This window comes from Streptomyces sp. 3330, assembly GCF_031456635.1.
In the GTDB taxonomy this organism is placed as follows: domain Bacteria; phylum Actinomycetota; class Actinomycetes; order Streptomycetales; family Streptomycetaceae; genus Streptomyces.
Genome location: NZ_JAVDVA010000001.1, coordinates 269141 through 295598 on the forward strand (window position 1 = coordinate 269141; position 26458 = coordinate 295598).

Consider the following 26458-nt stretch of genomic DNA (forward strand, 5'->3'; position numbering starts at 1 on the left):
GCGGACAGGGGCCGCGCCGCCCCCGCCCGGCTGCCGTCACGCCTCGTGATAGAAGCCCACGTTGACGCTGCGCGGCCCGGTGCGGTCGAGGACGATGATCTCGCCGGAGCCGCCGCGGGCCAGCGGCATGGTCCCGCCGTAGGCGAGCGGCTGCGCGTACCCGCCGCTCACCAGCCGCACCTCGGAGGACGGCTCGTCCTGCGACCCGCGCAGCCACGAGACCTGCCAGGTGCCCTCGGGGCCGCAGAGGAACTCCAGGTGCACCCGGGAGACGAACAGCCAGTCCTCGGGGGTCGCGAGGCGGCACACGGACTTGTCCCGGCCCACCCGGAGCACGGCACCCGGGTCGCTGGGCGAGTCGGCCATCAGCATGCCGGCCGTGGCGCCCTCTTCCGTCCCGGAGACGGTGGCCATGGTGAGTTCGAGCACGTGCGCTCCCCTTGAGGTGTCTTCGACATGCCTGTCGGCGTCGTGGGTCCTAAGTGTGCTTGTACAGCGGCCGCATGATAAATCGCCCGGCCCCACCGCGTCCGGCACAATGGACGCATGACCGAGCGAAAGCCACCGGGTGTCCCGTTCGAGTCCTGGGTCGACAAGCAGATCCGTGACGCTCAGCGGCGCGGCGAGTTCGACCAACTGACGGGCGCGGGAAAGCCGTTGCCGGCCGGTACGGACACCACGTACGACGAACTGTGGTGGATCAGGCGCAAGATGGCCCGTGAGGGCCTTTCCGTGCTGCCCCCGACGCTCGCCCTGCGCAAGGAGGCGGAGGACGCGCTCGCGGCGGCGTACGCGGCGCCCTCGGAACGTCTCGTCCGGAAGATCGTCACGGACGTCAACGTCAGGCTGCGCGACATGATGTTCAAGCCGCCGCCCGGCCCCCCGCTGGGCATGAAGCCGTACGACGTCGAAGCGGTCGTACGGGAGTGGCGGGAGCGCCGGGCGGCGGCAGGCGGGTCGGCCGCGGGGGCCGAAGGGTCCGAGGGCTCAGAGGTGTAGCAGCCGCTCGGTCAGTTCGCGGTAGTCCCGCAGGGCCAGCCGGAGCTGCTCGGTGTCGGTGGCCGTCGCGGCCGTCGCGGAGCGGTCCTTGCCGCCCTCGCCCGACTGCCAGGTCCCGCGCAGGGTCCGGCGTCGCCGGTCCACGGCGTCCGTGAACTGGGCGGCGAGTTCCTCCAGCACCTTGTCGGCCTCCGCGACGGCGTCGCGCGGGCCGTCGACGAACCCGACGACCGCGTGCCGCATGCGCGAGGCGATCCGGTCGCATTCGTCGTCCGGCAGGAGGGACGCCCCGTGACCGCCGTGCTCGCCGGCGGTCGCCGTCGGTTCCCGGCCCGTGACGGTGTCCACCGCGCCCGCGTCCCGGTGCCGGGGCGTCGCCCCTTCACCGGAGGCGCTGAGCGGGCCCGCGTCGCGGCCGGCGCCGGCCGCCCGGCCGGTCGACGGGGCGCCCGTGCCGAGGCCGGAGCCGAGCGGCGTCGGCTCGTCCACGGCTGTCGTGCCGCGCGGCTCCGCCGACGTCCGTCCCCTCTCCCCCGGCAGGACGGCCTCCCCCGGCAGAGCGGTCGTACCCGGCGAGGCGGCCTCGCCGGTCCGTACGGTGTCGCCGGTGCGCGCGGCCTCGGCGGGCCGTGCGGTGTCGGCGGCCCGTACGGTGTCGCCGCGCTTCGTCGCACGGGCCCGGTCGCCCGCCGGTCGGCGGTGCTCCGCAGTCCCGCTCGTGATCGGGTCCGCGATCGGGCCCGTGACCGGGTCCGGTATCGCGTCCGGGTCACGCGTCGTGTCCGTCGTCGGGTTCGGGGTCCCGTTCGGTGCGGTGTTCCGCGTCGTGCCCGGGGTCTTGTTCGGTGTCAGGTCCGGCATGCCGGTCAGCCCTCCTTCGTCTGGTGACGGTGGAAGCCCCGCGGCAGGTGGTGGCCGGAGCGGGAGCTGTCCTGGGTCACGCGCTGCTGCGCGCGGTTGCGGCCTGCGTCGTGGGGGGTCGCGCCGACGAGGTCGTCGAAGAGGGCGCGCGCCTCGACCATGGCGGCTCGCATGTCCTCGGTGCCGGGTGCGCCGGACGTGCCGGTCGCGCTCGCGTCGTGCGTGCCGACGCCGTCGGCACGCACACGGGCGACCCGGTGGACGCGGCGGTAGCCGTGGACGTGGTGGGCGTGGTGGACGGAGAGCGCGGCCAGCTGCTCCTCGTACTGGTCGCCGGCCGGGAAGCCCCGGGCGCCGGCCACTTCCGCGAGCAGCCGGTCGGCCTCGGTGACCGCCTCCCGCGGCGAGTCGACGAACCGCTCCTGCGCGGCCGTCCAGCGGGCCTCGAACCTCTCCCGCTCCGCGGGCTCCAGCGGGCGCTCGCGCAGCCCGCCGTGCCGCTCCACGAGGGCGTCGAGCTCGCGCTCGGCGGCCTTGACGTCGCCGTTGTGCCGGGCCACGGCCCGGTCGTACTCGGGCCCGAAGCGACGCTTCAGACCGTGTCCGCCGTGCGAGCCGCGGGCCCGCACGGCCATGACGGCCGCGACGGCGACGATGGCCGCCACGATCACGATCAGAGCGATGATCACTCCTGTGGACATGCCTTGCCTTCCGATGTGTCGGCCCCACGGGCCGGTTCACGCATCGGGTTGCCCCGACTCCGCCTCCCAAACGGCCCGCGCCGTTCCCGGGAGACGGGGACGCCCGCGCAAAACCGGTTGCGGGCGCGCCGGGCCGCCTCCGGACAATGTCCCCATGACGACGTCGCCGACCTGGACCATCACCGCCGAACCCTTCGACGCGCCGGCCGCGCGCGCCCTCTGGCGGGCGTACTACACCGAGGTCAGCGACCGTTACTACCTGCTGCACGAGGGGCGCAGGACCGATCCGGCCGAGCTGGAGCGCGCGATCGCCGACGGCGACGGCGCGGAACTCGCCCCGCCGGGAGGGCAGTTGCTCGTCGGACGGTACGGCGGGGACCCGGCCGGCACCGCGGGGGTGCGGCTGCGGGCCGCCGACACCGCCGAGCTCACCCGGGTCTTCGTCCGGGCGGAGCTGCGCGGCCGGGGCGGCGCGGCGCTCCTCGTGCGGGCCGCCGAGGACGCCGCCCGCGCGCTGGGCGCCACCCGGATGATCCTCGACACCCGCGGCGACCTCGTCGAGGCCCGTGCCCTGTACGCCCGGCTGGGCTACGCGGAGACCGAACCGCACAACGCCGACCCGTACGCCGAGCACTGGTTCGGCAAGTCGCTCACCCCGGACCTCAGGTGAGGCGGTGGTCGGGCATCACCCGTCCGCCGTACGGCTGTTCCCGGTCCGATCCGCACAGCTCGCTGTTCAGTTCCCTGACGAGCTGGACCAGGTCGGTGGGCCGGTCCGGGCCCCACCAGTCGCCGAGCAGCTCGGCCAGCGACTCCTCACGGACCCGCGCGAGCCGGCCGGCGACCTCGCGCCCCTCGTCGGTCAGCGTCATGTCGAGCCCCGCCCGTACGGCGAGCCCGCGCCCCTCGATCTGGCGGACGGCCTCGATGACCACCGGCAGCGGGACGGAGTTGTGCTCGGCGAGCACGCTCGGCTCGACGCTGCCGTACCGCTTGATCCGCAGCAGCAGCCAGCTCGACGCCGGAAGGAGGTCCTCGCCGGCCCGGGCGGTGATCTCCCGGTAGATCTCGCGGCGGCCCTCGCGGGTGCCGAGGACGGACAGCGCCCGGCACACCTCGTCGTACGAGGACCGCTCCACCGGGTTGCTGGCGAGGGTCTCGGTCACGTCGGGCGCGGTGACCGAGGCGCGCAGCGGGTCCTCCTTGAGGAACCAGGCCAGGACGAAGCCGACCAGGGCGACGGGGGCGGCGTACAGGAAGACGTCGGTGATGGCGGACGCGTACGCGTCCAGGGCCTGCGGCCGCAGGGTCGACGGCAGCCCGGCGATGCCGCGCGGGTCGGATTCGAGACCGTCCACCGACAGCCCGGACGGGAGCTGCTGGCCGCGGAAGGCCTCCGTGAGCTTGTCGCCGAGGCGGCCGGCGAAGATCGTGCCGAAGATCGCGACGCCGAAGGAGGCGCCGATGGAGCGGAAGAAGGTCGCGCCGGAGGTGGCGACGCCGAGGTCCTCGTACGCGACGGCGTTCTGCACGATCAGCACCAGCACCTGCATGACCAGGCCGAGTCCGAGGCCGAACACGAAGAAGCAGGCGCTCATCGCGCCCGTGGAGCTGTGCTCGTCGAGCCGGTGCAGGAGGAGCAGGCCGAGTGTGGTGACACCGGTGCCGGCGATCGGGAACACCTTCCAGCGGCCGGTGCGGCTGACGATCTGCCCGGAGGCGGTGGACGCCAGCAGCAGGCCCGCCACCATCGGCAGCATGTGCACGCCGGACAGGGTCGGCGAGACGCCCTGCACCACCTGGAGGAAGGTCGGCAGGTACGTCATCGCGCCGAACATGGCGAAGCCGACGATGAAGCTGATCACCGCGGAGAGGGTGAAGGTGCGGATGCGGAACAGTTTCAGGGGGAGCACCGGTTCGGCGGCCCGCCGTTCCACGGCCACGAACGCCACGGCCAGCAGCACGCCGAGCAGCGCGAGGCCGACGATCTGCGGCGAGTCCCAGTCCCAGGTGGTGCCGCCGAGCGAGGCCACCAGGACCAGGCTGGTGGCGACCGCGGCGATGAGGAAGGTGCCGAGGTAGTCGATGACGTGCTTCGTCGACTTGCGCGGGATGCGCAGCGCGGTCGCGATGACGGCGAGGGCGACGACGCCGACGGGCAGGTTGACGTAGAACACCCAGCGCCAGCTCAGGTGCTCGGTGAACAGGCCGCCCAGCAGCGGGCCGAGGACGCTCGTGGCGCCGAACACCGCGCCGAACAGGCCCTGGTAGCGACCGCGGTCGCGCGGCGGGACGAGGTCGCCGACGATCGCCATCGACAGCACCATCAGGCCGCCGCCGCCCAGTCCCTGGAGCGCGCGGAAACCGATCAACTGCGGCATGTTTTGCGCCATTCCGCACAGCGCCGAACCGATCAGGAAGATGACGATCGCGGTCTGGAACAGCTTCTTGCGCCCGTACTGGTCACCGAGTTTGCCCCAGAGCGGGGTCGCCGCCGTCGACGCCAGCAGATACGCGGTGACCACCCAGGACAGGTGCTCCATACCACCGAGGTCGCTGACGATCGTGGGCAGGGCGGTCGACACGATCGTCTGGTCCAGGGCGGCGAGCAGCATGCCGAGCAGGAGGGCGCCGATGGAGACGAGAACGTTTCCGGACACGTGTTCCGCACGGGGATCCGCCGCCCTGCTGTGCGCGTCCAAGACCATGGATGCCTCCCGAGGCTCTGGTGACCCCCTCCATCGTGATCGGTGTGACCCGTTATGGCCTCTTGTAGTCCTCTTGCGCCCTGACGGAATGCGGCATTCCGGGGGTCGCGGGCGGCGGGGCGTGTGAAGGATCTGCATAATCTCTGGAGTTTGAATGGGGAGGGACGAACACGTGATCGATCCGACGGGGCACCAGGGGCGCTCGGGGCAGCAGGGACTGCCGTGCCCGGAGTGCGGAGCGCTCCGCGCGCTCGACAACACCCCGTCGTGCGCCTGCGCCCGGCGCGCCTCCGAGGCACAGCGCGACACGCGCACGACGGAGGCGGCCGCCGCGGAGGACTTCGATCCGCTGCGGATACGGCCCTACGTCGAGCTCGGCACCGAGGGCGGGGGCGAGTCCACTGCCCCGTCCGGGGGCGGGGCGGGCGGTTCCACGGGCGCGGCCGACGTGACCGTGCCGCTGCCGACGGTCGCGGCCACCCCGGCGGCCCCCGCCGACGCGACGATGCCGCTGCGCACCGTGCACCCCGAGGACCCGGCGCCGGACGCGACGGCGGCGCTGCCCACACCCCTGGCGTCGTCCCCGTCCGGTCCCAGCACGACCGACCTGAGCCTGTTCGAGGCGGCGGACGTCGGCGCCGCGCACCCGGACGACGAGGAACCGCACCGCCCGCGCCGTCGCCGCGCGCTGCTGATCGCGACGAGCGCCGCCGCGGTGGCCGTGGTCGCCGCGGCGGGATTCGCCTCCGGCCTGTTCACCTACGAGAAGCCGACGCGGGACGGGGCCACCCCCGAGGACGTGCGCGCGGCCGTGCCGGACGCCTCGACCAGCGCGGCCTCGGCATCGGCGTCGCCGAGCCGCTCCGCGTCCCCGTCGGCCTCCGAGGCTTCGCCGTCGCCCTCCGAGAGCGAGAGCCCGTCGCCCTCCGCCTCGGAGTCGAGCGCCTCACCCTCCCCGTCCCCGTCCGCGGACGCCGGACAGGCCACGCCGACCGCCCGCGTGACCGGCTCCCTGGCGCCCGGCGACGGGACGGACGACGAGGACGACTCCGGCGAGGCGGCCGTCCTGCGGCGCGGCGACAAGGGCGCCGAGGTGACCGAGCTCCAGCTGCGGCTGCGCCAGCTGTTCCTCTACAACGGCGAGGCCGACGGCACGTTCACCGGCGAGGTCGAGGACGCCCTGCGCAACTACCAGTGGTCGCGAGGCACGACGGGAGACGGCATGGGCGTCTACGGACCGCTGACCCGGGCCCGCCTGGAGTCGGAAACGACAGAACCCTGACCCCCGGCCCACCGCACCCCGGACCCACCGCACCCCGGACCCACGACACCCCGGACCCACGACACCCCGGGCCCACAACACCCCGGACCCACCGCACCCCGGGCCCACAGCACCCCGGGCCCATGACACCCCGGACCCACGACACCACAGCCGCACGGCGGCACAGCGCCGACGCACCACCGTCCCACCCCGCCACAGCTCCATGGCGCCCCAGCTCCGCCGGGCCACGGTTCCACGGCCCCGCGGTGCCTCACGCCACGTGGAGGCGCACTCCGGACCCGTCCGTCTCCACCCGCACCTGCCGCAGGTCACGGACCAGGACGTCGGGTCCGTGCGCGGCCGCTCGCGGCCCCACGCCCACGACCCGCATCCCGGCGGCCCGACCGGCCTCGATGCCCGCCCCGGAGTCCTCGAACACCACGCAGTCGGCCGGGGCGATCCCCAGCTCGGCCGCGCCCTTGAGGAAGCCCTCGGGGTCCGGCTTGCTCGCGCCCACCGACTCGGCGGTGACGCGCACGTCCGGGAGCGCCAGTCCGGCCGCGGCCATCCGGGCCGTCGAGAGCGCGACGTCCGCCGAGGTGACCAGCGCGTGCGGGACCTCGCGCAGGGAGGCGAGGAACTCCGGCGCGCCGGGCACCGGCACGACGCCGTCCATGTCGGCGGTCTCCTCCGCCAGCATCCGCGCGTTGTCCTCGTGGTTCAGGTGCACCGGCCTGCCGGGCAGCAGCACGGCCATCGAGGCGTGCCCCTGGCGGCCGTGGACGACCTTCATGACCTCGTCGCCGTCGAGTCCGTGCGCGTCGGCCCAGCGCCGCCAGATCCGCTCCACGACGGCGTCGGAGTTCACGAGGGTGCCGTCCATGTCGAGCAGGAGGGCGCGGGCGGTCAGGACCGGCATCAGCAGCTCCAGGTAGGAAGAGACAAGGCGGCCCCGCCCGCCGGTCAGGGAAAACGAGCGGGAGCCACTTTGTTTCTCTACGGTACAAAACAATGCGGGTCCACCGCCACCCCGGCCGCGGAAGGCCGGGAATCGTTCACCCGCCGTTCAGCTCGGCCCCGGCCTCAGCCGGCGATCGCCTCCCACAGGCTCCACACCCCGAGGGCCAGCATCAGCAGCGCGGCGATCCGCGTGATCAGCTTCAGCGGCACCCGCTTCATCAGGGCCTTTCCACCGACGATGCCGAGTCCGGCCACCGCCCACAGCGCCAGCACCGCACCCAGCCCGACGGAGAGCGGGTCGTCGTAGCGGGCGGCGAGGTTCGCCGTCATGATCTGGGTGAGATCGCCGAACTCGGCGACGAGGATCAGCATGAAGCCCGCGCCCGCGACCTTCCAGAAGGACTGGTTCTCCGGCCGCCGGATCTCCTCCTCGCCCTCGTCCTTCTTCAGCAGCAGCACCGCCGCGCCGCCCAGGAACAGGACGCCGGTCAGCGCGTGCACGAGCTGCTGCGGGAGCAGGGTCAGCACGCTGCCCGCCGCGACGGCCAGCGCGACATGCAGCGCGAAGGCGGCGGCGACCCCGGCGAAGACGTACGAGGCGCGGTAGCGGGTGCCGAGGACGAGGCCGGCGAGCGCGGTCTTGTCCGGCAGCTCGGCCAGGAAGACGACGCCGAAGACGAGCGCCGTCACGGTGATGCTGATCAAGGTTCCTCAATCGGTCGGGAGCCGCCCCGCCGAGAGTCCTGACACTTCGCGATGAAGACACCTCGGCACGGCAGCACATCGGTCATCCCTGCCGTGGGGCAGGGATGTGCACTGCTTGCCGAAGGTCTCGCTGGCCGACCCGCGTGACGGGTCCGCCTCCGGGCGCCGGCTCAGACGAGCTGAGCAGTATGTCGACGGTCCGGCGAAGAGCTACTCCCCTTCTGCGCTCCCCAGTGTACGAGATCGTTCTGCCATAAACCTTGTCGTGTCATGCACACGTCACTAACTTCTCACCGGGCGCACATCTCCCCGCAACGTGCGGCCGCGAGCATTCCCACGCTCGCGCTCAACACCCCGCCTCCCCCATGGAGTTCGCATGTCGAAGTTCTACGCGCGTGGACGGCTGAGCATACTCGCCGCCCTCACCGGCCTCATAGCCTCGGTCGGGCTGCTCAACTCCCCGACCGCCTCCGCCGCCCTCCCCACCCCGGTCAGCGCCGCCACCGCCCGCACCTACCTGGCCTCGCTCACCGTGGCGGCCGAGGACCGCACCGGGTACGACCGCGACCTCTTCCCGCACTGGATCACCATCTCCGGCACCTGCAACACCCGGGAGACGGTCCTCAAGCGGGACGGCACGAACGTCGTCGTCAGCTCCGCCTGCGCCGCCACCAGCGGCAGCTGGTTCTCCCCCTACGACGGGGCCACCTGGACCGCCGCCTCCGACGTGGACATCGACCACATGGTGCCGCTGGCCGAGGCCTGGGACTCCGGCGCCGACGCCTGGACGACCGCCCAGCGCCAGGCCTTCGCCAACGACCTGACCCGCCCGCAGCTCATCGCCGTCACGGACAACGTGAACCAGTCCAAGGGCGACCAGGACCCGGCCGAGTGGATGCCGTCGGTCACCTCGTACCGCTGCACCTACGTCCGCGCGTGGGTGCAGGTGAAGTACTACTACGGTCTGTCGGTCGACTCCGCCGAGAAGAGCGCGCTCACCAGCTACCTGGCGAGCTGCTGATCGACTCGTGACCGCAGGGATCTCCCCACTCTCCTCCGTCGTTCCGTACCGTACGGGGCGACGGAGGAGGGCGATCGCGTGGCCGAACTGCGGCTGGGACCACTGCTGAGGTACGCCGACGGCTCGACGGCGACCGTATGGATCGAGTCGAGCCGACCGTGTGAGACCGAGGTGCGCTGTACGGACGGCGCGGGCGGCACCGCCCGCACCTTCCAGGTGGCGGGCCACCACTACGCCCTCGTCGAGGTGACGGGCCTGACGGCGGGCACGGCCACCGGATACGAGGTGTTCCTGGACGGCACCCGTGTGTGGCCGCTGCCCGACTCCGGCTTCCCGCCCTCGGAGATCCGCACCCCGGCCGCGGTCGGCGCCGGCGGTGAGGGCGGCGACGAGGTCCGGGTGGCCTTCGGCTCCTGCCGCTGGGCGGCGCCCCCGGCCGGCGGACACGACCCCGTCGGGCCCGACGCGCTGGACAGCCTGGCGGCGCGTCTCGCCGCCGATCCGGCGGCCGAACGGCCCGACGTCCTGCTGCTGATCGGCGACCAAGTCTACGCCGACGAGGTCTCCGACGCGACCCGGGAGCGGATCGCCGCCCGCCGCGGCCTCGACGACGCGCCGGGCGCCGAGATCGCGGACTACGAGGAGTACACCTGGCTCTACTACGAGTCCTGGCTGGACCCCGAGGTGCGCTGGCTGCTGTCCACCGTGCCCAGCTGCATGGTCTTCGACGACCATGACGTCATCGACGACTGGAACACGTCCGCCTCCTGGCTGGCCGACATGCGGGCCACCCCCTGGTGGCGCGAGCGGCTGCTGAGCGGCCTGATGTCGTACTGGGTGCACCAGCACCTCGGCAATCTCTCCCCGGCCGAGCTGGCCACCGACCCGCTCTTCGCCGCCGTACGCGAGGCCGCCGACGGCACCGACGCGCTGCGCGCCTTCGCGTGCCGCGCCGACGCGGACCCGGCGTCCGCGCGGTGGAGCTACCGGCGCGACTTCGGGCGCGTGCGGCTGCTGATGGTCGACAGCAGGGCGGCGCGGGTCCTCGACGAGGGCGGGCGCTCGATGCTCCACCCGGGCGAGTGGACCTGGCTGCGCGAGCAGACCCTCGACGGTCCCGGCTCCTACGACCACCTCCTGATCGGCACCTCGCTGCCCTGGCTGCTGCCGCACCTGGTGCACGATGCCGAGGAGTGGGACGCGGCGCTGTGCCGGGGCGAGCGCGGGGCGCGCTGGGCCCGCCTCGGGGAGAAGGTGCGGCGGGGGGCGGATCTGGAGCACTGGGCGGCCTTCCCCGACTCCTTCGCCGAGCTGGCCGCGCTGATCGCCGAGACGGGGAGCGGGGCGGGGGCGCCGGCGAGCGTGCTCGTGCTCTCCGGGGACGTGCACCACGCGTATGTGGCCGAGCCGTACTGGCACGAGGGCGACGGCCCCGACGCGCGGGTGCTCCAGCTCACCTGCTCCCCCGTGCACAACTCCGTGCCCCGGTCGATCCGGGTGGGCTTCCGCTTCGGCTGGAGCGCCGTGGCCCGGGCGCTCGGCCGCCGTCTGCGTCGGCACGGCCGGTGCCCCCGGCCGCCCGTCGGCTGGCGCAAGAAGGGCGGGCCCTGGTTCGGCAACCAGCTCATGTTCCTCACCTTGCGCGGGCGTTCGGCCCGGCTGCGGCTGGAGCAGGCGCAGGGCGACGGGTCGCTCGCGACGCTGCGGGAGTCCGACCTGACTCCCTGAGCCGTGACAATCGGGGCTCCCGGGGCCCGCGTTGGCTTCCGTGACGGCCGACGGCATGATGATGCGGACCGTCCGCTTCCACCGCGGTCCGGTGGACGGTCCGCTCCATCGCGCCCCACACGCCCGGGAGTCACCCTCTTGCCCTCAGTGAACGCAGACCACGCCGGCGTCGCAGAGCCCACGCCGGACGCGAACGCGACACCGGCGGTCACCCTTTCCGTCGCCCTCGTCGGCGCCGGACCGCGCGGCACCAGCGTCCTGGAACGCCTCTGCGCCTCCGCGCCCGACCTGCTTCCGCCCGGCGCGCGACTGACGGTCCACGTCGTCGACCCCGCCCCGCCGGGGCCGGGCCGCGTCTGGCGCACCGCGCAGTCGCGGGAGCTGCTGATGAACACCGTGGCCTCGCAGGTGACGTTGTTCACCGACGAGAGCGTGGACTGCGCGGGCCCGATCCGCCCGGGTCCGAGTCTGCACGCGTGGGCGGCCGGGGAACTGGGCCCGGACGAGTACCCGACCCGCGCGCACTACGGCCGCTATCTGGAGTGGGTGTTCGCCCGGACCGTGCGCCAGGCCCCGCCTTCGGTGCGCGTCGAGACGCACGCGGCCCGCGCGGTCCGGCTCGACGACGCCGCCGACGGCCGCCAGGTCCTCACCCTGGACGACGGCCGGATCCTGTTCGGCCTGTCCGCCGTCGTCCTCGCCCAGGGGCACCTGCCGGTGGTCGCCGACACCGCGCTGCGACGGCACGCCGCCCACGCGCGGCGGCACGGCCTGCGGCACGTCCCGCCCGCCAACCCGGCCGACGTCGACCTCACCGCGCTCGGAGCCGGTGAACCGGTGCTGCTGCGCGGTCTCGGCCTGAACTTCTTCGACCACCTGGCCCTGCTGACCACCGGCCGGGGCGGCCGCTTCGTCCCCGCCCGCACGGGCCCCGGAGCGAGGGACGGCGCCGGACGCACGGCCCTGCGCTACCTGCCGTCCGGTCACGAGCCGCGTCTGTACGCCGGCTCCCGGCGCGGCATCCCGTACCAGGCACGCGGCGACAACGCCAAGGGACCGTACGGCCGTCACCGGCCGCTCGTGCTGACGCCGGAGGTGATCGCGGGCTTCCGCAAGCGCGCGGACTCCGGCGAGGCGCCCGACTTCCTGGCCGAGATATGGCCGTTGGTGGCGAAGGAGGTGGAGACGGTCTACTACGCGGCCCTGCTGCGGGAGCCGGCCCGGCCCGGCTCCGAAGCGGCCTTCGTGCGGGAGTTCTCGGCCGTCCCGCACCGCGACGCCCAGGAGGCGGCGGTCCTCGACGGGTTCCAGATACCCCGGGCCGACCGCTGGAGCTGGGACCGGATCTCCCGGCCTTACGCGGGACGGCGGTTCGCGGACCCGGGGCAGTGGCGGGACTGGCTGCTCGGGTATCTGCGCAGGGACGCGGAGGACGCCGCCCGGGGCAATGTGGACGGGCCCGCGAAGGCCGCCCTGGACGTCCTGCGCGACCTGCGCAACGAACTGCGGCTGATCGTCGACCACGCGGGGCTGACCGGCGCCTCCCGCCGGGACCACCTGGACCGCTGGTACACCCCGCTCAACGCCTTCCTGTCCATCGGCCCGCCGCGCCGCCGGGTCGAGGAACTGGCCGCCCTGGTGGAGGCGGGGGTGGTGGACGTCCTCGGGCCCCGGCTGGAGGTGCGGGAGGAGGACGGGGCCTGGCGGGCGCACGCGCCGGAGGTGCCGGGGTCGGCGGTCCGGGTGACGACGCTCGTCGAGGCGCGGCTTCCGGAACCGGATGTGCGACGCACCGCCGACGGCCTGCTGGCGCGGCTGCTGCGGACCGGGCAGTGCCGTCCCCACACGGTGGACGGCTATGTGACCGGGGGTCTGGACGTGACCCCGCGCCCTTATCACCTGATAGACCGTCAAGGCAGGCCTCACGCACGGCGGTTGGCCTTCGGAGTGCCCACGGAGGGGGTGCACTGGGTCACCGCGGCAGGCGCCCGTCCAGGGGTGGATTCGGTCACTCTCTCAGATGCGGACGCGGTGGCGAGAGCCGCTCTGCGCACGGCGGCCGGGGAGGCCGGACCCCCGTCGGAACCGCAGGTGGAACCCGGAACGGAACCGCAAACGGAACCCCGCGCGGAGCCTCGGAGCGAGCCCTCGCCGTGGCTAGAAGTTGAACTTGCAAGCATCGATTAGCTGCGCCTAACGTGGGTCGCTCGTTCGGTACCGCCGTCCCCACCGGCCGGTCCCTCCCCCTCGGCACCGGTCGGACCGACACCGAAGGAGCACCCCCCACCATGTCCGCTCGCCTCAACACCGCACAGCCGTACGCCATCGGCCTCTTCCGCGTCGTCGTGGGTCTCCTCTTCGCCTGCCACGGCGCGGCCTCGCTCTTCGGCGTCCTCGGCGGCGCCGCGGGCACCGACGGCGGCACGCTCGACGCCGGCGCCTGGCCCGGCTGGTACGCGGCCGTGATCCAGCTGGTCTGCGGCAGCCTGGTGCTGCTCGGCCTCGGCACCCGGGCCGCCGCGTTCCTGGCCTCGGGCTCCATGGCCTACGCCTACTTCGACGTGCACCAGCAGAGCGCCCTGTGGCCGATCCAGAACGGCGGCGAGGCCTCCGCGATGTTCTGCTGGGCCTTCCTGCTGCTGGTGTTCACCGGCTCCGGCGCCCTCGGCCTGGACCGCCTGTTCGCCGGCCGCCCGGCCACCGAGCGGGAGCCCGCGGCGCGGGAGGCCGCGGTTTCCGCCTGACCGACCCCGCTCCACGGCACCGCGCGCCGCGGTCACCCGGGCCTCGGAAGCCCGGGTGACCGCGGCTCAGCACCCGGCGCACGGCGCCGGTGAACGTACTGCACCGAACACATGAGCCCCCCGTGAAACTGCTGTCACACCCCGGGCGTACGCTGTATGGCTGTCATTGGCCGCACCTGCCGCTCCCCCGCGACACAGCGGCACGGTCGGCCGTCACGGGGGAGACACGGGGAGTCAGTGGTGTTCGAAAGCGTGGGGGTCCTGCTCGGCAGCCCATGGATCTACGCGGTGGTGGGCCTGTCGGTCCTCCTCGACGTGTTCCTGCCGGTGCTGCCCAGCGGCGTGCTCGTCATCACGGCGGCGACCGCCGCGGCGGCGGGTTCGGGCGCGGCGACCGGCCAAGTGCCGCACGACGTACCGGACATCATGGTCCTGATCCTCTCCGCGGCGACCGCCTCGGTGCTGGGCGACCTGGTGGCCTACCGGCTGGCCTGGCGCGGCGGTGAGCGCCTGGACCGGGCGATCTCCCGCTCCCGGCGGCTGACCACCGCGCAGGAACGTCTCGGCGAGGCGCTGGCCCGGGGCGGCGGCCCCCTGGTCGTGCTGGCGCGCTTCGCGCCCGCCGGCCGCTCCGTCGTCTCCCTCATCGCGGGCGCCGCCCACCGCCGCCCCCGCGAGTTCCTCCCCTGGTCCGCCCTGGCCGGCCTCTCCTGGGCGGGCTACAGCGCCGCCCTCGGCTACTTCGGCGCGCACTGGCTGGGCACCACGTGGCTGGCGACGGGGGTCTCGGTGCTCGCGCTGTTCGGCGCGGGGGCCGCCGCCGCCTACGTCATGCGACGGCAGCCGGCGGCGTAGGAGCCCGGCGCGGACCTACGTGCGCGCCGCCGCGCCCCGGCCGGCCCCGCGCACCTCCAGCCCGTCGAGCAACTCCGCCGTGGCCGCGGCGATGACCTCGACCGCTCGCTCGAACACCTCCCGGTTGTGCTCGGCCGGCGCCCGGAAACCGGACACCTTGCGGACGTACTGCAGGGCTGCGGCGCGCACATCGTCCTCCGTCGCCTTCTCGGGCAGGGCGGGGGGACGCAGCGTCTTGATGCTCCGGCACATGTCTCCCAGTCTCCCCCGGCACCCCGCCTTCGTGCCATGATCACCTCCGAGGCGGCCACCGCACCCGCGGGGCCGACCGACGAGAGGGACAACAGCACATGACCAAGGACATGCTCAGCGTCGCCGTCCTCGGCCCCGGCGGAGTGGGGGGCCTGCTCGCGGGCCTCCTGTCCCGCGCCGGCCACCGGGTGACCTGCCTGGCGGGCGAGGAGACCGCGGCGGCCCTGCGCGCCGACGGCATCCGCGTCCGCAGCGCCCCCTTCGGCGACTTCACCGTGCCGGTCGCGGCGGACACCTTGCTGCGCGCGCCCGTCGACGCGGTGCTGATCACCGTCAAGCACACCGCTCTCGACGCGGCCCTGGCCCGTGTCCCGGCCCCGGCCCTCGGCGAGGACACCCTCGTCGTGCCGTTCCTGAACGGCGTCGAGCACCCGGCGGTCCTGCGCGCCCGGTACGGCGCGGACCGGGTCGCCCCGGCCGTCGTCCGGGTCGAGTCGACCCGGGTCGCGCCGGGCGTGATCGAGCACGGCAGCGGCTTCGCGGAGATCGACCTGGCCGGTGACGCCGTGCCGCGCCCGCGCCTCGACGCGCTCGCGCGCGTGCTGGAGGCGGCCGGCCCGACCGTCCGCGTCCTGCCGGACGAGACGGCCGCCCTGTGGGCGAAGATGGCCTTCCTCGCCCCCCTCGCCCTGCTCACCGCCCGGTACGGTCTGCCGCTGGGCGAGGTCCGCACCCGGCACCGCGGGGAACTGACCGCCCTGGTCGAGGAGACCGCGGCCGTCAGCCGCGCCTGCGGGGCGCCCGCCGACCCGGCCGGGGCACTCGCCCGCTACGACTCCTTCGCCCCCGGCACGAAGTCCTCCATGCAGCGTGACGCCGAGGCGGGGCGGCCCCTCGAACTCGACGCGATCGGCGGGGGGTTGCTGCGCGCGGCCGAGCGGCACGGGGTCCCGGTCCCGGTGGCCGCACGCCTGGTGCGGGAGCTGGCGGACGCCACCCGCTAGCGGCGGCAGGCGCGAGCGGGCCGTCAGCCGTGCCGGTGTCCGGGCGGCGGGTCCTGCGGGCGGGCGCGCAGGTCGACGTACCAGTCGTTGGAACGGATCGGGTTCCCCTTCGGATACTCGAGGTCGACCTGCCCGAGCAGGGTGAACCCGGCCTTGCGGCAGACCCCGTTGGACGCGGCGTTGTCCACCTTGGGGAACGCGTGCAGGGCCGGGTGGCCGCCGTGCCCGGCCCGCTCCCGCAGGACGTCGACCAGCGCCCGGGCCGCCGTCGCGGCGAGCCCCCTGCCCTGGAACTCGGGCAGGATCCCCCAGCCCGTCTCCCAGCGCAGCCCGCCCCGCCACTCCCGCTCCCAGTACCCGATCGAACCGACGCTCTCCCCGGTGTCCGCGAGCGTGACCCGGTACATGAGCCCGGCGAACGGCTGCACATAGCGCCGATGCCGGTCGGCGAGCTTCTCCTCGCTCTCCGGCCCGCCCAGATGTTCCGTCATCGCGGGGCTGTTGGCCCGTCGCAGCAGCCAGAAGTCACCCTCCGACCAGGGCACCAGCAGCACCCGTTCCCTCACGGTCTCGTCCATGCGCGTCACCCTAGGACCAGGGTCCGACACCCGCGGCCGGCCGCCGTCGTGCGAGGCTGCGGAGAGGACCAGTCAGCGCCCCCGCCATGGGTGGGGGCGGGAGGGAGACCAGTGATCAGCCCCGCACCGCACGGCCCGCGCTCCGTGCCCCCGGTACTCGCCTACGACGGGGACTGCGGCTTCTGCCAGACGTCGGTCGACCGCATCCGCGCCCTCGCCGCACCGGCAGTGCAAGCGGTTCCGTGGCAGTTCCTGCCCGCGGAGTCGACCGCGCCGCATCTCGACCGGCTGGACCGGGAGGTGCTGCTGCTGCGCGGCGACACGGTCCTCGCGGGCGGGGCCGACGCACTGGCCCGCTGGCTCGGCACCTCGCCGTCCGCCGCCTGGCGCGCGCTCTCCGCCGCCCTCCGGCTGCCCGGCGTCCGGGGCTGCGCGCGCGTGGTCTACCGCTGGGTGTCGCGCAACCGCCACCGGCTGCCCGGCGCCACCGCGGCCTGCGCCGTTCCGCCGCGCGCCGGATGAGGTCCCCGAGCGGTGTCGCGTCCGGCCACCGTCTCGACGCCGGCCCGGACGGCACCGGCCGGCCGGGCCCGGCCGTCCTCGAACGGGAGCCGGTCGGACACCTGAGACCCAATCGAACGTACGTTCACACGAACACCCCTGAGGAGCTCGCCTCCCAAATTCGAACAGGCGTACCATTGCCGCGTGGCTACGACCTATGACTTTCCCAGCGACCTGCGCGCCGGTCAGGAGGAGCTGCATCAGGTCAGGGCCGAGCTGTCGGCCCTGCTGAAGCGGCTCCCCTGGTCGGTCGAGCCCCTGGACGGCTTCAGCGACGACGCCGGCTGGCGCAAGACCGAACGCCCCGCGTCCCCCGGCTGGACGGCCGACGAGCAGGCCGAGGTGGAGAAGCTCCGGCGGCGGGAGCACGAACTCGCGGTGTTCGTGACCTGCCACCGCTTCTGGTCGGAGGTCGCGACACCGGACCGGGTGGCGGCCCGCATGAGCCTCAAACACGCCCACGAGACCCCACCGGGGGACGGCGGCTAGCCTGCGGCGACCTGCGAAAGATCCCTTATCTCACACGATCAGGTGACCTTTCCGGTTTCGCCGCAACCGCGCACCCCCGTCGCCAGTCGCACAGAAGCAAGACAGCGACGATCCCCCGGGGGAGCACGTGAGCGAGCAGTATCCACAGCACCAGCCGCAGCAGCCCGGCCGAGGCGGCCCGCAGCCCCCAGGGAAGCGCAGCGTCGGAAGGTTCGTCGGGTTCGGCTGCGCCGGTGTCATCGGCCTGCTCCTCCTGATCGCCGTCGTGGCCGCGATCACCGACTCGGGCGGCAGCGGCGACGAGTCCGGCGGTTCCACCGACCCGGCCTCGGCGGCCTCCTCACCGAGGAGCGAGGAGCCCACGGGCGCCGGCGAGGCGGGCGACACCGGCCGGAGCGAGAAGCCGAAGAAGCCGGAGAAGAAGGTCGTCACGTTCAAGGTGTGGGGCACCGCCCCCGCCGGCACGCTGGGCCCGCTCGACATCACCTACGGCTCGGACAGCGACAACCGCAAGGGCACGTTCGAGAACGGCAGGTTCGAGGCCACCCTGCCCCTGGACGACGACGCGCTGTACTACGACGTGACGGCCCAGCTCCAGGGCTCGGGAGACATCAACTGCTCGGTCACGGTCGAGGGCCACACCGAGAAGGCCCACGCGTCCGGCGGCTACAACATCTGCAGCGCCCAGGCCAACGCCGCCCTCCTGGGCGGCTGGGACTGACGACGGGCCACCCGTCTCGGCACCTCGAGGCCGGATACGGCAGGTGTGGGCCTCCGGGATGCGGGCCTCCGGACAATGACGACGGCCCCCGGATTGCTCCGGGGGCCGTCGTCATGTCACTGACCTGCTGTTCCATCCTGGTGGGCGCGGACGGTTTCGAACCGCCGACATCCTGCTTGTAAGGCAGGCGCTCTACCCCTGAGCTACGCACCCTGGACGAGTCGACAGCCTACATTGCCCGGGGCAGTGCCCGGCAAACCCGTATCCGGGGGTTAGCCCCACCCCGGATCCGGGAGTGTGCCGGATCCCCCGGCGGCCGGTGGCTCCCTAGTGTCGTCAGGGCAACGCCAAGCAGCCCAGGGGGAGATCACCATGGCACGTACGTCACTTCCGGTCCGCGCGGTCCTCGGCGCCGCGGCCGTCGTGGCCCTGGCCGCCGGGACGACCGCCTGCGGCGCCTCGGCCGCCGACGACGAGCATCCCGACCACCGGTCGTTCGCCCTCCAGGGCCGCACGCTCACCGTCGACTCCGACGACTCGGCGCTCGAGATCGTCGCGTCGGACACGGCCGAGGCGGGCCGGGTCGACGTCACGCGCTGGTTCCAGGGGTCCGTCACCGTCCGCAAGGAGCCCAAGGTGACCTGGTCGATGAAGGACGACCGGCTGACGCTGCGCCTGCGCTGCTCCGGCCTGGTCGCCGACTGCTCCGCCAAGCACCGGATCGAGGTGCCCCGGGGCATCGCGGTGAAGGTCGAGGACGACGACGGCAGCGTGCGGGCCCGGGGCTTCCGGGACGCCCTGAGCGTGCACGCCGAGGACGGCTCCGTGCAGGTCACCGACTCCAGCGGGCCGCTGGACCTGCGCACCGAGGACGGTTCCGTACGCGCCGAGGTCTCCTCGCGCACGGTGGACACCCGTACCGAGGACGGCTCGGTCCACCTCACCCTGGCCGCCCTGCCGGACCGGGTGGAGTCCGTCAGCCAGGACGGTTCGGTGACGATCACGCTGCCCGAGGGGACCTACCGGGTGACCGCGGAGACCGGCGACGGCGGGGTGGACGTGTCCGTGCCGCGCGACGAGTCCAGCGCGCACGTGGTCAGCGCACGCACCGCCGACGGCAAAGTCACCGTCAGGAACGCGAACTAACGGACCCGTGTGTTCGTCCTTAACCGGTGGGAGAATGACACCGGGCAGGGTTGATCACAGCACGGGAGAAGGATGTGACGGCGACACCAGCGCAGCCGTATTCGCCGTTGGTGCCGCGCGCACGGCGCCGCCGTGCGCACCCCGGGCTCCCCGCGTCGCCGGGACCCGCCGCGGTCCCGGGGCGCCACGCGCTCCGCGACACCCTCGCCCTCGTCGCACTCCCCCTCGTGGTCGCCCTCGCGCTGCCCGCCGCGTTCGCCGGCGGCGGCACCCGGCGCTGGTTCGGCGGCCGGGCGGAAGGACAGCGAGCCGAGGCCCAGGCCGCCAAGGACGCGGCCGCCGCCGCCTTCTACGAGCTGGACACCGCCCAGCGCGACCTGCGGATCTCGATCGAGACGATCAGGGCCGTGGACGACTCGCCGGCCGCCCGCCGCGCCGTCTCCGACTTCGAGGCCGTCGGCAGGCGGATCGACGAGGCCAGCCACCAGTACATCGACGCCGTCGACGCCCATGACCTCGACCGGGACGACCTGGAGGCCTCGGCGGCCACCCAGGCGCGCGCCGAGCTGACCCGCGCGAAGGACGAGCTGGGCCGCGTCAAGCAGGAGCTGGACCGGTTCGCCGACGGGCTGGGCCCGCTGCTCGGCAAGGCCGAGACCCAGCTGGCCCGCCTCGCGCCCGCCGTGGAACGCGCCCGGCAGGCGCTGCTGGCCGCCTCGAACGCGCTGGACGCGGTGCGCGAGAGCGGGCTGCGGGCGGACGATCTGGCGGCCCGGCTGGCGGCGCTGGCGCCCGAGCTGACGAAGCTGAACCAGGGCGCGGGACAGCACGGCGTGCCGCACACGCTGGAGCGGGCGGAGCGGGTGGCGCGGGAGGCCGAGGCGGTCCGGGCGGAGGCGGAGCGGCTGCCGGAGCGGGCCGCCGAGATCGACCACCGGCTCGTCTCGCTGCGCACCCGCGCCCAGGCGCTGACGACCCGCTCGGGGCAGGTGGAGCCGATCCTGAGCGAGCTGCGGCGGCGGTTCTCGGCCGCCTGCTGGCAGGACCTCCAGCATGTGCCCGACCAGGCCGGGGAGCACGTCCGGCAGGCCGAGGCGAAGCTCGAGGAGGCGCGCGGCGCGCGGGACGCGCAGCGCTGGCCGGACGCCACCGCGCTGCTGTCGACCGTGCGCGCCCTGCTGAACAGCACGGACGAGGCGGTCTCGGCCGCCGGTGACCGGCTGACCCGGCTGAACGCCGTGCAGAAGGACCCGCAGGCGGAGATCGACCGGACCAGGTTCGCGATCCGCGACGCCCAGCGGCTGGCGATGGCGGGGCGCAACACGCCCGATCCCCGGCACGCGCGCCCGCTGGACGACTCGGTGGCCCGGCTGGAGCGGGCGATCGCCACGCTGGAGGGCCGGCACCCCGACTACTGGCACTTCCTGACCGAGACGGAGGCCGTCCGGCGGGCGGTGGCGGACGTGGTGGCCGGGATCCGTGAGGAGCGCGGTACGGGGCACTGACATTGCCCCGGACGGCCGGCGGGCGGATATTGAAGGTACGTACGGCCTCCATCGGCGCATCCACCCTCAGGGAGGCGGAGATGGCCACACACGCACTGCACGGCCGGTCCAGGCGGCGGATCAGGTTCGACGAGCATCTGCCGGTCGACCACCGCCTGAACCTGGTCTACCGGATCGGCGCCGGGCTGATGGGCCTGGGTCTGATCGTGTTCGGGATCTTCGGCATCCTCGACAACATCGGTTTCTTCGACACCGGCGGGGACGAGGTCTGGAGCCTCAACACCAACGGGGCGCTCAGCTGGCTGTCGGTCGGCGTCGGGCTGCTGCTGCTCGTGGGCATGGTGATCGGAGGGAACTTCGCGTCCACGCTCAACATGACCCTCGGCGCCCTGTTCGTCATCAGCGGCTTCCTGAACATGGCCCTGCTGGAGACGGACTACAACTTCCTGGCCTTCAGGATCCAGAACTGCATGCTCAGCTTCGTGATCGGGATCCTGCTGCTCGTCTTCGGGATGTACGGCAGGGTGGGGTCCGCCCTGCCGCACGACAACCCGTACTGGCGGGCCCGCCACCCCGAGGCGTGACGGGCCGGCCGGATCAGGTGCGGTACGCGTAGAAGTACGCCGTCGGGTACGACGAGACGAGGCTCGCCACCGACCTGCGCAGGGTGTTGTTCGAGTGGTAGGTCACGTACGGCACGCCGCCGCTCTTGGCGGTGACGATCATCGTGTGGTCCTTGGACCCGTCGCGGTCGAAGTCCATCTGGAGGACGTCGCCGACCTCGAGCTGGTAGACGTTGGCGAGCGCGGTGGTCCGCTTGGAGTTCTGGGCGAACCAGGACCACTCATTGACGCCGACGAACGAGTCCGACTGGATGTCGGCGTTGCCGAACCACCTGGTGTAGTCGTACACGTAGCCGGGGACGTGCTTCCAGCCGCCCGCCTTCAGCGACTGGCTGACGAAGTTGGTGCAGTCGCCGCCGGCGCCGTGGCCGTTGTAGTCCGGGTAGTCCTTGTTGTAGACGTTCCAGTACTTCTCGGCGTAGGTCGCCATCGCCTTGTAGTCATAGGCGGTGCCGGTCTTCGGGACGGCGACCGGGTTGCGGGTGGTCGCGGCGCGCGGGGCGTTCGGCATGGTGTCGTCGGCCGTCGTGGCCGCCTTGACCGAGGTGGGCTTGGTGAGCGCGTTCACCGCGAGACCGCCCTGGTCGGTGTCGCGGATGTCCGTCAGCTGCCAGTTGCCCTGCCGGTCGGCCTTGAACGTCAGCTCGTGGTGGGCCTCGAAGCCGGTGCTCTTCGGCTCGTTGCCGCGGACCTTCTCATAGGTCAGCGTCGTGCTCTCGGTGACCGCGGCCTTGGCGGTGCGGCCGGTCACCCGCGTGGCGTTCAGGGTGACGGTGGTGCTGGCCTTGCTGTACTTCTCGCCGGCCTTCGCGAGCTTGTCCTTGCGGTCGCCCAGGGTGGACAGGGCGGCGTCCTCGGTGCGCGCCGTGCCGGAGGACAGCTTGACCTCACCGGAGAAGCCGTCGGTCAGCGGCTTCGTCCGGTCGCCCTGCTTGCCGGCGACCAGGGCGTCGGTGCGGTCGGTGAAGACCGCGTCCGCCAGCCGCTGGAAAGTGGCCTTGGTCCGGGCGTCCACCTTGGGGTCGTCGACGACGGCGGCACCGGCGGACCAGTTGGGCAGCAGGGCCACTCCGGCGACGACGGAGGTGGCGGCTGCCCCGAGTATCGCGACGCGGCGGCGGGTCGCTCTCAATTTCCTTGACTTCACGGATGTTTCCCCTCTTGCCCCGGCGGAGGGATGCCGGGAAGGGCATCTTTGCATGGTGTGTGTGGCCGTTGTGAAGAGGGGCGCGGTTGAGGTTTGGTTACTTCACGACCGTCGACCAGTCGGGATTCTGCGCCGGATCCAGGGTGCGCAGCCGCTCGAGCGTCGCCGGTGTCTGCACGTCCATCCAGTCCGCCAACTCCTGGAAGGACACGCACTTGACGTCCTTCTTGGTGCACACGTTCTCGATGACCTGGTCGACGGACTTCATGTAGATGCCGCCGTTCCACTCCTCGAAGTGGTTGCCGATGAACAGGGGCGCCCGGCTGCCGTAGTACACGCGGTTGAAGCCCGCCATGTAGGCGTCGACGGTCTGCTGCTCCCACGTCGGGTACTGGGCCGGATCGCCCTCCACCTCGCCGTCGGACTGGTTGTAGAGGAAGTTGAAGTCCATCGACAGGCCCTGGTACTTGCCGCCGTCGTAGGGGAGCAGCTGCAGCGGGAAGTCCCAGATGCCGTTCTTCTTCGTCGGCCAGATCTGGAAGTCACCGGTGGAGCTGGCGTCGTAGCGCCAGCCGTAGCTCTTGGCGGCCTTCAGCAGGTTGGCCTGGCCCTCCAGGCAGGGCGCGCGGCCGCCGACGACGGCCTTCTTGAAGTCGAAGGGCAGCGGGTCCATGTCCTTGTAGCCGGTGTTGGTCTTCCAGTTCTCCGCGAAGGAGTAGAACTGGTCGATCTCGCTCTTCCACTCGTCGACGCTCCAGTCGGCGCCGCCCTTGGCGCCGCAGAAGTGGCCGTTGAAGTGGGTGCCGATCTCGTTCCCCTCCTTCCAGGCCTCGCCGAGCTGCTCCAGCGTGGTGCGGATGTGCTCGTCGGTGGGGAAGCTGATGGCCGCCGTGCCCTTGGGGTGCTGGGGCGGGGAGTAGAGGTCCTTCTTGCTCTTGGGCAGCAGGTAGATGCCGGTGAGGAAGAAGGTCATGTGCGCGTTGTACTCCTCGGCCATCTTCCGGTAGTGCTCGAAGAGGCCGTCGTCGCCCATGAGCGCGCCGTCCCAGGAGAAGACCACGAACTGGGGCGGCTTCTCGCCGGGCTTGAGCGGAACCGCTTTCAACTGCCCTTTCTGCGGTCCGGTGTACGAGGTCGAACCGTCCCCCAGGACATGCGTCTTGCCGTCCCACTCCGGCTCCTTGGTGGCCCCCGCCGACGCCTTCCTGTCGTCCCCCGAGGACGCGGTCGGCGCGGTGTTCGTCGTGCGGTTGAGCACCAGGTAGCCGGCCACCAGGGACGCGACGACGAGAAGCGCCGCCAGCGTCAGGAACCCCGGATGCGTGGTGGCGGGGTGGCGCGTTGCCGGAGCCTTGCGGCGGCGGCCCGACGGTGACTTCATGTGCGGATCATTCTCCGGATTTCGGGGACGCGGGTGCCCGTGTCGGTGGTCAGCCGAGCGGGCTCATGGCACCTGACCAGATGCCGTAGGGAACGCTGTCGTCGGTCGTGCCGGCGATGCCCTTCAGTGGGAGCGGTTGGAGGCTCTTGCCGAGGTCGATGCGGTAGACGACGACCGCCGTGGACACGGCCTTGGCCGTGCCGACGTACCAGGCCGCGGTGTCGTCCTGGGTGGTGCCGGCCTTGCCGGCCACCCGGCCGAGCGAGCCGGTGCGGGCGGTCCCCTGCTGCGAGGCGGGCACGTCGTCCGGGTGGGCGGTGCGGAAGGAGTCCGCGAGCGCGGAGTTGACCTCCTCGGCCACGTCGGCGCCGAAGGCGCGTTCGGTGGCCGGGGTGTCCAGGACGACCTTGGTGCCGTTCTTGGTGATCAGGCGCACCGAGTACGGCTCGGTGTGCTTGCCGCCCGCCGCGAAGGTCGAGTAGCCGCTCGCCATGCGGATCGCGCTGGGCGTGGAGCTGCCCATCGACAGCGCGGGCACCTGCGCCCCGATGCTGGAGGAGAGCAGCCCGGACTTCTCGGCGGTGCTGCGCACCACGTCGAGGCCGGTGTCCATGCCGAGCTGCATGAAGGGCGTGTTCACCGACAGCTCCATCGCGCGGTGCAGGGAGATCTGCCCGTACGACTCGCCGTCGTCGTTCTTCGCGGCCACCACCTTGCCGCTGCGGTCCCAGTAGGGCCCCTCGGGCGTCTTCACCGGCACCTTGTCGTCGCCGTCGTACAGCGTCTCCCCGGTGACCGGCGTGGTGTCCCCGTCGCGGGTCTTGTGGATGCCGTTCTCCAGGCCGGCGGCGTACACGAAGGGCAGGAACGCGCTGCCGGCCGAGACGGTGGTGGCGTTGGACTCGTTGTAGCCCTGCGTACGGTGGTCGGGGCCGCCGTAGACGGCGAGGATCCGCCCGTCGGAGGCCACCGAGGAGGCGCCGTAGTGGGCGGTCTTCGCGTTCTCGGGGTCGTCCTTCAGGGCGTCCTTGCGGGCCTTGGTGACGGCGTCGGTGAGCTGGGTCTCGCGCTTCTTGTCGAAGGTCGTGTAGATCTGGTAGCCGCCGAGGTCGAAGTCCTTGTCGGAGATCTTCCCGGCCTTCTTGGCGTACTGGGAGGCGAGCTCCACCAGGTAGTCGCTCTGCTCACCGGTGTCGTACAGCGGGTTGGACTTGAGCGGCTCGGGGAATTTCGTGTACTTGGCGCGCTCGGTCTTCGACAGCTTGCCGATGTCGACCATCCGGTCCAGGGTCCACGACCAGCGCTCCACGGCCCGGGCGCGGTTGGCCGAGTTCAGGGTCGGGTCGTACAGGCCCGCGCCCTTGAGCAGAGAGGCGAGGAAGGCGGCCTCGCTGGCGTTGAGTTCGCCGACGTCCTTGCCGTAGTAGGCCTGGGCGGCGCGCTGGATGCCGTAGGTGCCGCGGCCGAACCAGCTGGTGTTGAGGTAGCCCTCGAGGATGTCGTCCTTGCTCATCTGGTTGTCGAGCTTGAGGGCGATCATGGCCTCGGTGAATTTGCGGCTGACCGTCTGGTTCTGGTTCAGGTAGACGTTCTTGACGTACTGCTGGGTGATCGTGGAGCCACCCTGGGTGTCGCCCTGGCCGAGGGTGCGGAACAGGGCGCGGCTTATGCCCTTGAAGGAGATGCCGGGGTCGCTGTAGAAGCTGGCGTTCTCGGCGGCCAGCACCGCCCAGCGGACATCCTCGGGGATGTCCTTCAGCGGCATCGCCTGCCGCTGCACCCAGCCGGTGCGGGCCATCGGGGTCCCGTCGGCCCAGAAGTACACGTTGTCCTGCTGGGTGGCGTACGAGTTGATGTTGTCCGGGATGTCGGTGGCCGCGTAGGCGACGACCAGGAGCATGCTGCTCAGGCCTATGGACGTCAGGACGCCACCGAGCCACTGCCGCCAGGAGGGTATCCAGCGCCGCCAGTCGGTGCGGCCCGGGCGCGGGTACTGCGGGCGCAGTTTGCGGGCGTAGGGCGTGACACGAGCCACATAGGGGGCCAGTACGGCGACAAGGGGGGCGAGTCGGGGGCCCAGAAAAGAAGTAATTCGGACAAAAAGGGAAGGGCGAGGCGCTTTTCGTCGATTCTTTGACGAACGCTGTTTCCCTCCGTCTTCGCTCCCACCCTCGGACATGTCCGGCACAGCCGGAATATCCGATACCCGCAGCTGCATGGTCTCGTCCGCCTGGAAGGAGGCAGGGACCTTCAACTGCATGGTGGCATCCGGCTCCTGGGGCTCCTCCCCCTGCCCCGCCTGAGTCACGACGCGTCTCCCTCCGCACTCCGTATTGCTCGCAGGCAGACGTACAGACTGACGAGGGCCTGACATGGTTGCCGTTGACGCGGCCGCAAACCTTGAACCCTCCCGACCTTGGAGTTCAACGCGGCGCTCTCAAATTACCAGCGCTCTTCGCAAATTCTCCACAGAAGAAATCGACAGAAGTGAACAGAGCCGGAACTGCT

Annotated in this window: 26 protein-coding genes and 1 tRNA gene; 15 read left to right on the forward strand and 12 right to left on the reverse strand. The window is 72.4% G+C overall.

Translation table 11 applies throughout. The features are described from left to right. Window positions 1-36: 36 nt before the first annotated feature. Window positions 37-429 (reverse strand): hypothetical protein, encoded by a 393-nt coding sequence (locus J2X68_RS01210; protein WP_310430503.1) that lies wholly within the window; start codon window positions 427-429, stop codon window positions 37-39. 117 nt (window positions 430-546) lie between these two features. Between J2X68_RS01210 and J2X68_RS01215 the strand changes: the two genes are divergently transcribed. Further along, window positions 547-999 (forward strand): DUF1992 domain-containing protein, encoded by a 453-nt coding sequence (locus J2X68_RS01215; protein WP_310430504.1) that lies wholly within the window; start codon window positions 547-549, stop codon window positions 997-999. On the opposite strand, the gene J2X68_RS01220 is transcribed toward J2X68_RS01215, so the two are convergent. After that, the gene (locus tag J2X68_RS01220; RefSeq protein ID WP_310430505.1) at window positions 988-1860 is read right to left on the reverse strand and encodes a hypothetical protein; all 873 of its coding nucleotides are present in this window, start codon (window positions 1858-1860) and stop codon (window positions 988-990) included. The genes J2X68_RS01215 and J2X68_RS01220 overlap by 12 nt on opposite strands. 5 nt (window positions 1861-1865) lie before the next feature. Further along, window positions 1866-2561, reverse strand: a complete 696-nt coding sequence (locus J2X68_RS01225; RefSeq protein ID WP_310430506.1) for a hypothetical protein — start codon at window positions 2559-2561, stop codon at window positions 1866-1868. Window positions 2562-2715: 154 nt separating this feature from the next. On the opposite strand from J2X68_RS01225, the gene J2X68_RS01230 reads away from it, so the two are divergent. Next, window positions 2716-3231: a GNAT family N-acetyltransferase gene (locus J2X68_RS01230; RefSeq protein ID WP_310430507.1), complete on the forward strand. Its 516-nt coding sequence runs from the start codon at window positions 2716-2718 to the stop codon at window positions 3229-3231. Here J2X68_RS01230 and J2X68_RS01235 read toward each other — a convergent pair. Next, window positions 3224-5269 (reverse strand): MFS transporter, encoded by a 2046-nt coding sequence (locus tag J2X68_RS01235; protein WP_310430508.1) that lies wholly within the window; start codon window positions 5267-5269, stop codon window positions 3224-3226. The genes J2X68_RS01230 and J2X68_RS01235 overlap by 8 nt on opposite strands. A 172-nt stretch (window positions 5270-5441) precedes the next feature. On the opposite strand from J2X68_RS01235, the gene J2X68_RS01240 reads away from it, so the two are divergent. Next, window positions 5442-6551 carry a peptidoglycan-binding protein gene (locus J2X68_RS01240; RefSeq protein ID WP_310430509.1) on the forward strand — a complete coding sequence of 370 codons (1110 nt, stop codon included), beginning with the start codon at window positions 5442-5444 and terminating at the stop codon, window positions 6549-6551. A 250-nt stretch (window positions 6552-6801) separates the two neighbouring features. On the opposite strand, the gene J2X68_RS01245 is transcribed toward J2X68_RS01240, so the two are convergent. Together J2X68_RS01245 and J2X68_RS01250 are read right to left on the reverse strand one after the other, a co-directional pair. Further along, on the reverse strand, window positions 6802-7449 hold the full coding sequence (locus J2X68_RS01245) for an HAD family hydrolase (protein ID WP_310430510.1): 648 nt from the start codon (window positions 7447-7449) through the stop codon (window positions 6802-6804). 164 nt (window positions 7450-7613) lie between these two features. Continuing rightward, window positions 7614-8195 (reverse strand): TMEM165/GDT1 family protein, encoded by a 582-nt coding sequence (locus J2X68_RS01250; protein ID WP_310430511.1) that lies wholly within the window; start codon window positions 8193-8195, stop codon window positions 7614-7616. A gap of 376 nt (window positions 8196-8571) precedes the next feature. On the opposite strand from J2X68_RS01250, the gene J2X68_RS01255 reads away from it, so the two are divergent. The 5 genes from J2X68_RS01255 (at window position 8572) to J2X68_RS01275 (ending at window position 14543) form a co-directional block, all read left to right on the forward strand. After that, complete coding sequence (locus tag J2X68_RS01255) at window positions 8572-9216, forward strand: HNH endonuclease family protein (protein ID WP_310430512.1); 645 nt, start codon at window positions 8572-8574, stop codon at window positions 9214-9216. A 78-nt stretch (window positions 9217-9294) separates the two neighbouring features. Then, window positions 9295-10944 (forward strand): alkaline phosphatase D family protein, encoded by a 1650-nt coding sequence (locus J2X68_RS01260; RefSeq protein WP_310430513.1) that lies wholly within the window; start codon window positions 9295-9297, stop codon window positions 10942-10944. Between the two features lie 147 nt (window positions 10945-11091). Beyond that, a complete protein-coding gene (locus tag J2X68_RS01265; RefSeq protein WP_310430514.1) occupies window positions 11092-13131 on the forward strand; it encodes an FAD/NAD(P)-binding protein in 2040 nt (679 codons plus the stop codon). Window positions 13132-13232: 101 nt separating this feature from the next. After that, complete coding sequence (locus J2X68_RS01270) at window positions 13233-13688, forward strand: DoxX family protein (protein WP_310430515.1); 456 nt, start codon at window positions 13233-13235, stop codon at window positions 13686-13688. A 240-nt stretch (window positions 13689-13928) separates the two neighbouring features. Beyond that, window positions 13929-14543: a VTT domain-containing protein gene (locus J2X68_RS01275; protein WP_310430516.1), complete on the forward strand. Its 615-nt coding sequence runs from the start codon at window positions 13929-13931 to the stop codon at window positions 14541-14543. 15 nt (window positions 14544-14558) lie between these two features. On the opposite strand, the gene J2X68_RS01280 is transcribed toward J2X68_RS01275, so the two are convergent. Continuing rightward, complete coding sequence (locus J2X68_RS01280) at window positions 14559-14795, reverse strand: DUF2277 domain-containing protein (protein WP_310430517.1); 237 nt, start codon at window positions 14793-14795, stop codon at window positions 14559-14561. A 98-nt stretch (window positions 14796-14893) separates the two neighbouring features. Between J2X68_RS01280 and J2X68_RS01285 the strand changes: the two genes are divergently transcribed. After that, window positions 14894-15799: a 2-dehydropantoate 2-reductase gene (locus tag J2X68_RS01285; protein WP_310430518.1), complete on the forward strand. Its 906-nt coding sequence runs from the start codon at window positions 14894-14896 to the stop codon at window positions 15797-15799. A gap of 23 nt (window positions 15800-15822) precedes the next feature. Here J2X68_RS01285 and J2X68_RS01290 read toward each other — a convergent pair whose 3' ends face one another. Beyond that, a complete protein-coding gene (locus tag J2X68_RS01290; RefSeq protein ID WP_310430519.1) occupies window positions 15823-16377 on the reverse strand; it encodes a GNAT family N-acetyltransferase in 555 nt (184 codons plus the stop codon). Window positions 16378-16488: 111 nt separating this feature from the next. Between J2X68_RS01290 and J2X68_RS01295 the strand changes: the two genes are divergently transcribed. The 3 genes from J2X68_RS01295 to J2X68_RS01305 all read left to right on the forward strand — a co-directional run bounded on the left by J2X68_RS01295 (window position 16489) and on the right by J2X68_RS01305 (window position 18148). After that, the gene (locus J2X68_RS01295) at window positions 16489-16899 is read left to right on the forward strand and encodes a DUF393 domain-containing protein (protein ID WP_310430520.1); all 411 of its coding nucleotides are present in this window, start codon (window positions 16489-16491) and stop codon (window positions 16897-16899) included. Between the two features lie 183 nt (window positions 16900-17082). Continuing rightward, window positions 17083-17427, forward strand: a complete 345-nt coding sequence (locus J2X68_RS01300) for a hypothetical protein (protein WP_310430521.1) — start codon at window positions 17083-17085, stop codon at window positions 17425-17427. Between the two features lie 127 nt (window positions 17428-17554). Further along, complete coding sequence (locus J2X68_RS01305; RefSeq protein WP_310430522.1) at window positions 17555-18148, forward strand: hypothetical protein; 594 nt, start codon at window positions 17555-17557, stop codon at window positions 18146-18148. Between the two features lie 138 nt (window positions 18149-18286). Here J2X68_RS01305 and J2X68_RS01310 read toward each other — a convergent pair. Beyond that, window positions 18287-18361: transfer RNA gene (locus tag J2X68_RS01310), tRNA-Val, on the reverse strand. A gap of 159 nt (window positions 18362-18520) precedes the next feature. On the opposite strand from J2X68_RS01310, the gene J2X68_RS01315 reads away from it, so the two are divergent. The 3 genes from J2X68_RS01315 (at window position 18521) to J2X68_RS01325 (ending at window position 21383) form a co-directional block, all read left to right on the forward strand. Beyond that, window positions 18521-19294 (forward strand): DUF4097 family beta strand repeat-containing protein, encoded by a 774-nt coding sequence (locus J2X68_RS01315; RefSeq protein ID WP_310430523.1) that lies wholly within the window; start codon window positions 18521-18523, stop codon window positions 19292-19294. Window positions 19295-19368: 74 nt separating this feature from the next. After that, the gene (locus J2X68_RS01320) at window positions 19369-20799 is read left to right on the forward strand and encodes a hypothetical protein (protein WP_310430524.1); all 1431 of its coding nucleotides are present in this window, start codon (window positions 19369-19371) and stop codon (window positions 20797-20799) included. An 80-nt stretch (window positions 20800-20879) separates the two neighbouring features. After that, entirely contained in the window at window positions 20880-21383 is a 504-nt protein-coding gene (locus tag J2X68_RS01325) for a DUF4383 domain-containing protein (RefSeq protein ID WP_310430525.1), read from the forward strand. A 13-nt stretch (window positions 21384-21396) separates the two neighbouring features. Here J2X68_RS01325 and J2X68_RS01330 read toward each other — a convergent pair whose 3' ends face one another. The 3 genes from J2X68_RS01330 to J2X68_RS01340 all read right to left on the reverse strand — a co-directional run bounded on the left by J2X68_RS01330 (window position 21397) and on the right by J2X68_RS01340 (window position 26210). After that, window positions 21397-22569: an amidase domain-containing protein gene (locus tag J2X68_RS01330; protein ID WP_310430526.1), complete on the reverse strand. Its 1173-nt coding sequence runs from the start codon at window positions 22567-22569 to the stop codon at window positions 21397-21399. A gap of 97 nt (window positions 22570-22666) precedes the next feature. Then, on the reverse strand, window positions 22667-23950 hold the full coding sequence (locus J2X68_RS01335; RefSeq protein ID WP_310430527.1) for a hypothetical protein: 1284 nt from the start codon (window positions 23948-23950) through the stop codon (window positions 22667-22669). Between the two features lie 49 nt (window positions 23951-23999). Next, entirely contained in the window at window positions 24000-26210 is a 2211-nt protein-coding gene (locus J2X68_RS01340) for a transglycosylase domain-containing protein (RefSeq protein WP_310430893.1), read from the reverse strand. Window positions 26211-26458: the final 248 nt, after the last annotated feature.

Excerpts from the sequence above, each read along its gene's own strand:
- J2X68_RS01290 (WP_310430519.1), bottom strand. The coding sequence starts at position 16,377 with ATGGACGAGACCGTGAGGGAACGGGTGCTGCTGGTGCCCTGGTCGGAG.
- J2X68_RS01285 (WP_310430518.1), top strand. The coding sequence starts at position 14,894 with ATGACCAAGGACATGCTCAGCGTCGCCGTCCTCGGCCCCGGCGGAGTG.
- J2X68_RS01230 (WP_310430507.1), top strand. The coding sequence starts at position 2,716 with ATGACGACGTCGCCGACCTGGACCATCACCGCCGAACCCTTCGACGCG.
- J2X68_RS01325 (WP_310430525.1), top strand. The coding sequence starts at position 20,880 with ATGGCCACACACGCACTGCACGGCCGGTCCAGGCGGCGGATCAGGTTC.
- J2X68_RS01235 (WP_310430508.1), bottom strand. The coding sequence starts at position 5,269 with ATGGTCTTGGACGCGCACAGCAGGGCGGCGGATCCCCGTGCGGAACAC.
- J2X68_RS01280 (WP_310430517.1), bottom strand. The coding sequence starts at position 14,795 with ATGTGCCGGAGCATCAAGACGCTGCGTCCCCCCGCCCTGCCCGAGAAG.
- J2X68_RS01340 (WP_310430893.1), bottom strand. The coding sequence starts at position 26,210 with ATGCAGTTGAAGGTCCCTGCCTCCTTCCAGGCGGACGAGACCATGCAG.
- J2X68_RS01225 (WP_310430506.1), bottom strand. The coding sequence starts at position 2,561 with ATGTCCACAGGAGTGATCATCGCTCTGATCGTGATCGTGGCGGCCATC.
- J2X68_RS01255 (WP_310430512.1), top strand. The coding sequence starts at position 8,572 with ATGTCGAAGTTCTACGCGCGTGGACGGCTGAGCATACTCGCCGCCCTC.
- J2X68_RS01215 (WP_310430504.1), top strand. The coding sequence starts at position 547 with ATGACCGAGCGAAAGCCACCGGGTGTCCCGTTCGAGTCCTGGGTCGAC.
- J2X68_RS01270 (WP_310430515.1), top strand. The coding sequence starts at position 13,233 with ATGTCCGCTCGCCTCAACACCGCACAGCCGTACGCCATCGGCCTCTTC.
- J2X68_RS01335 (WP_310430527.1), bottom strand. The coding sequence starts at position 23,950 with ATGAAGTCACCGTCGGGCCGCCGCCGCAAGGCTCCGGCAACGCGCCAC.
- J2X68_RS01315 (WP_310430523.1), top strand. The coding sequence starts at position 18,521 with ATGGCACGTACGTCACTTCCGGTCCGCGCGGTCCTCGGCGCCGCGGCC.
- J2X68_RS01245 (WP_310430510.1), bottom strand. The coding sequence starts at position 7,449 with ATGCCGGTCCTGACCGCCCGCGCCCTCCTGCTCGACATGGACGGCACC.
- J2X68_RS01220 (WP_310430505.1), bottom strand. The coding sequence starts at position 1,860 with ATGCCGGACCTGACACCGAACAAGACCCCGGGCACGACGCGGAACACC.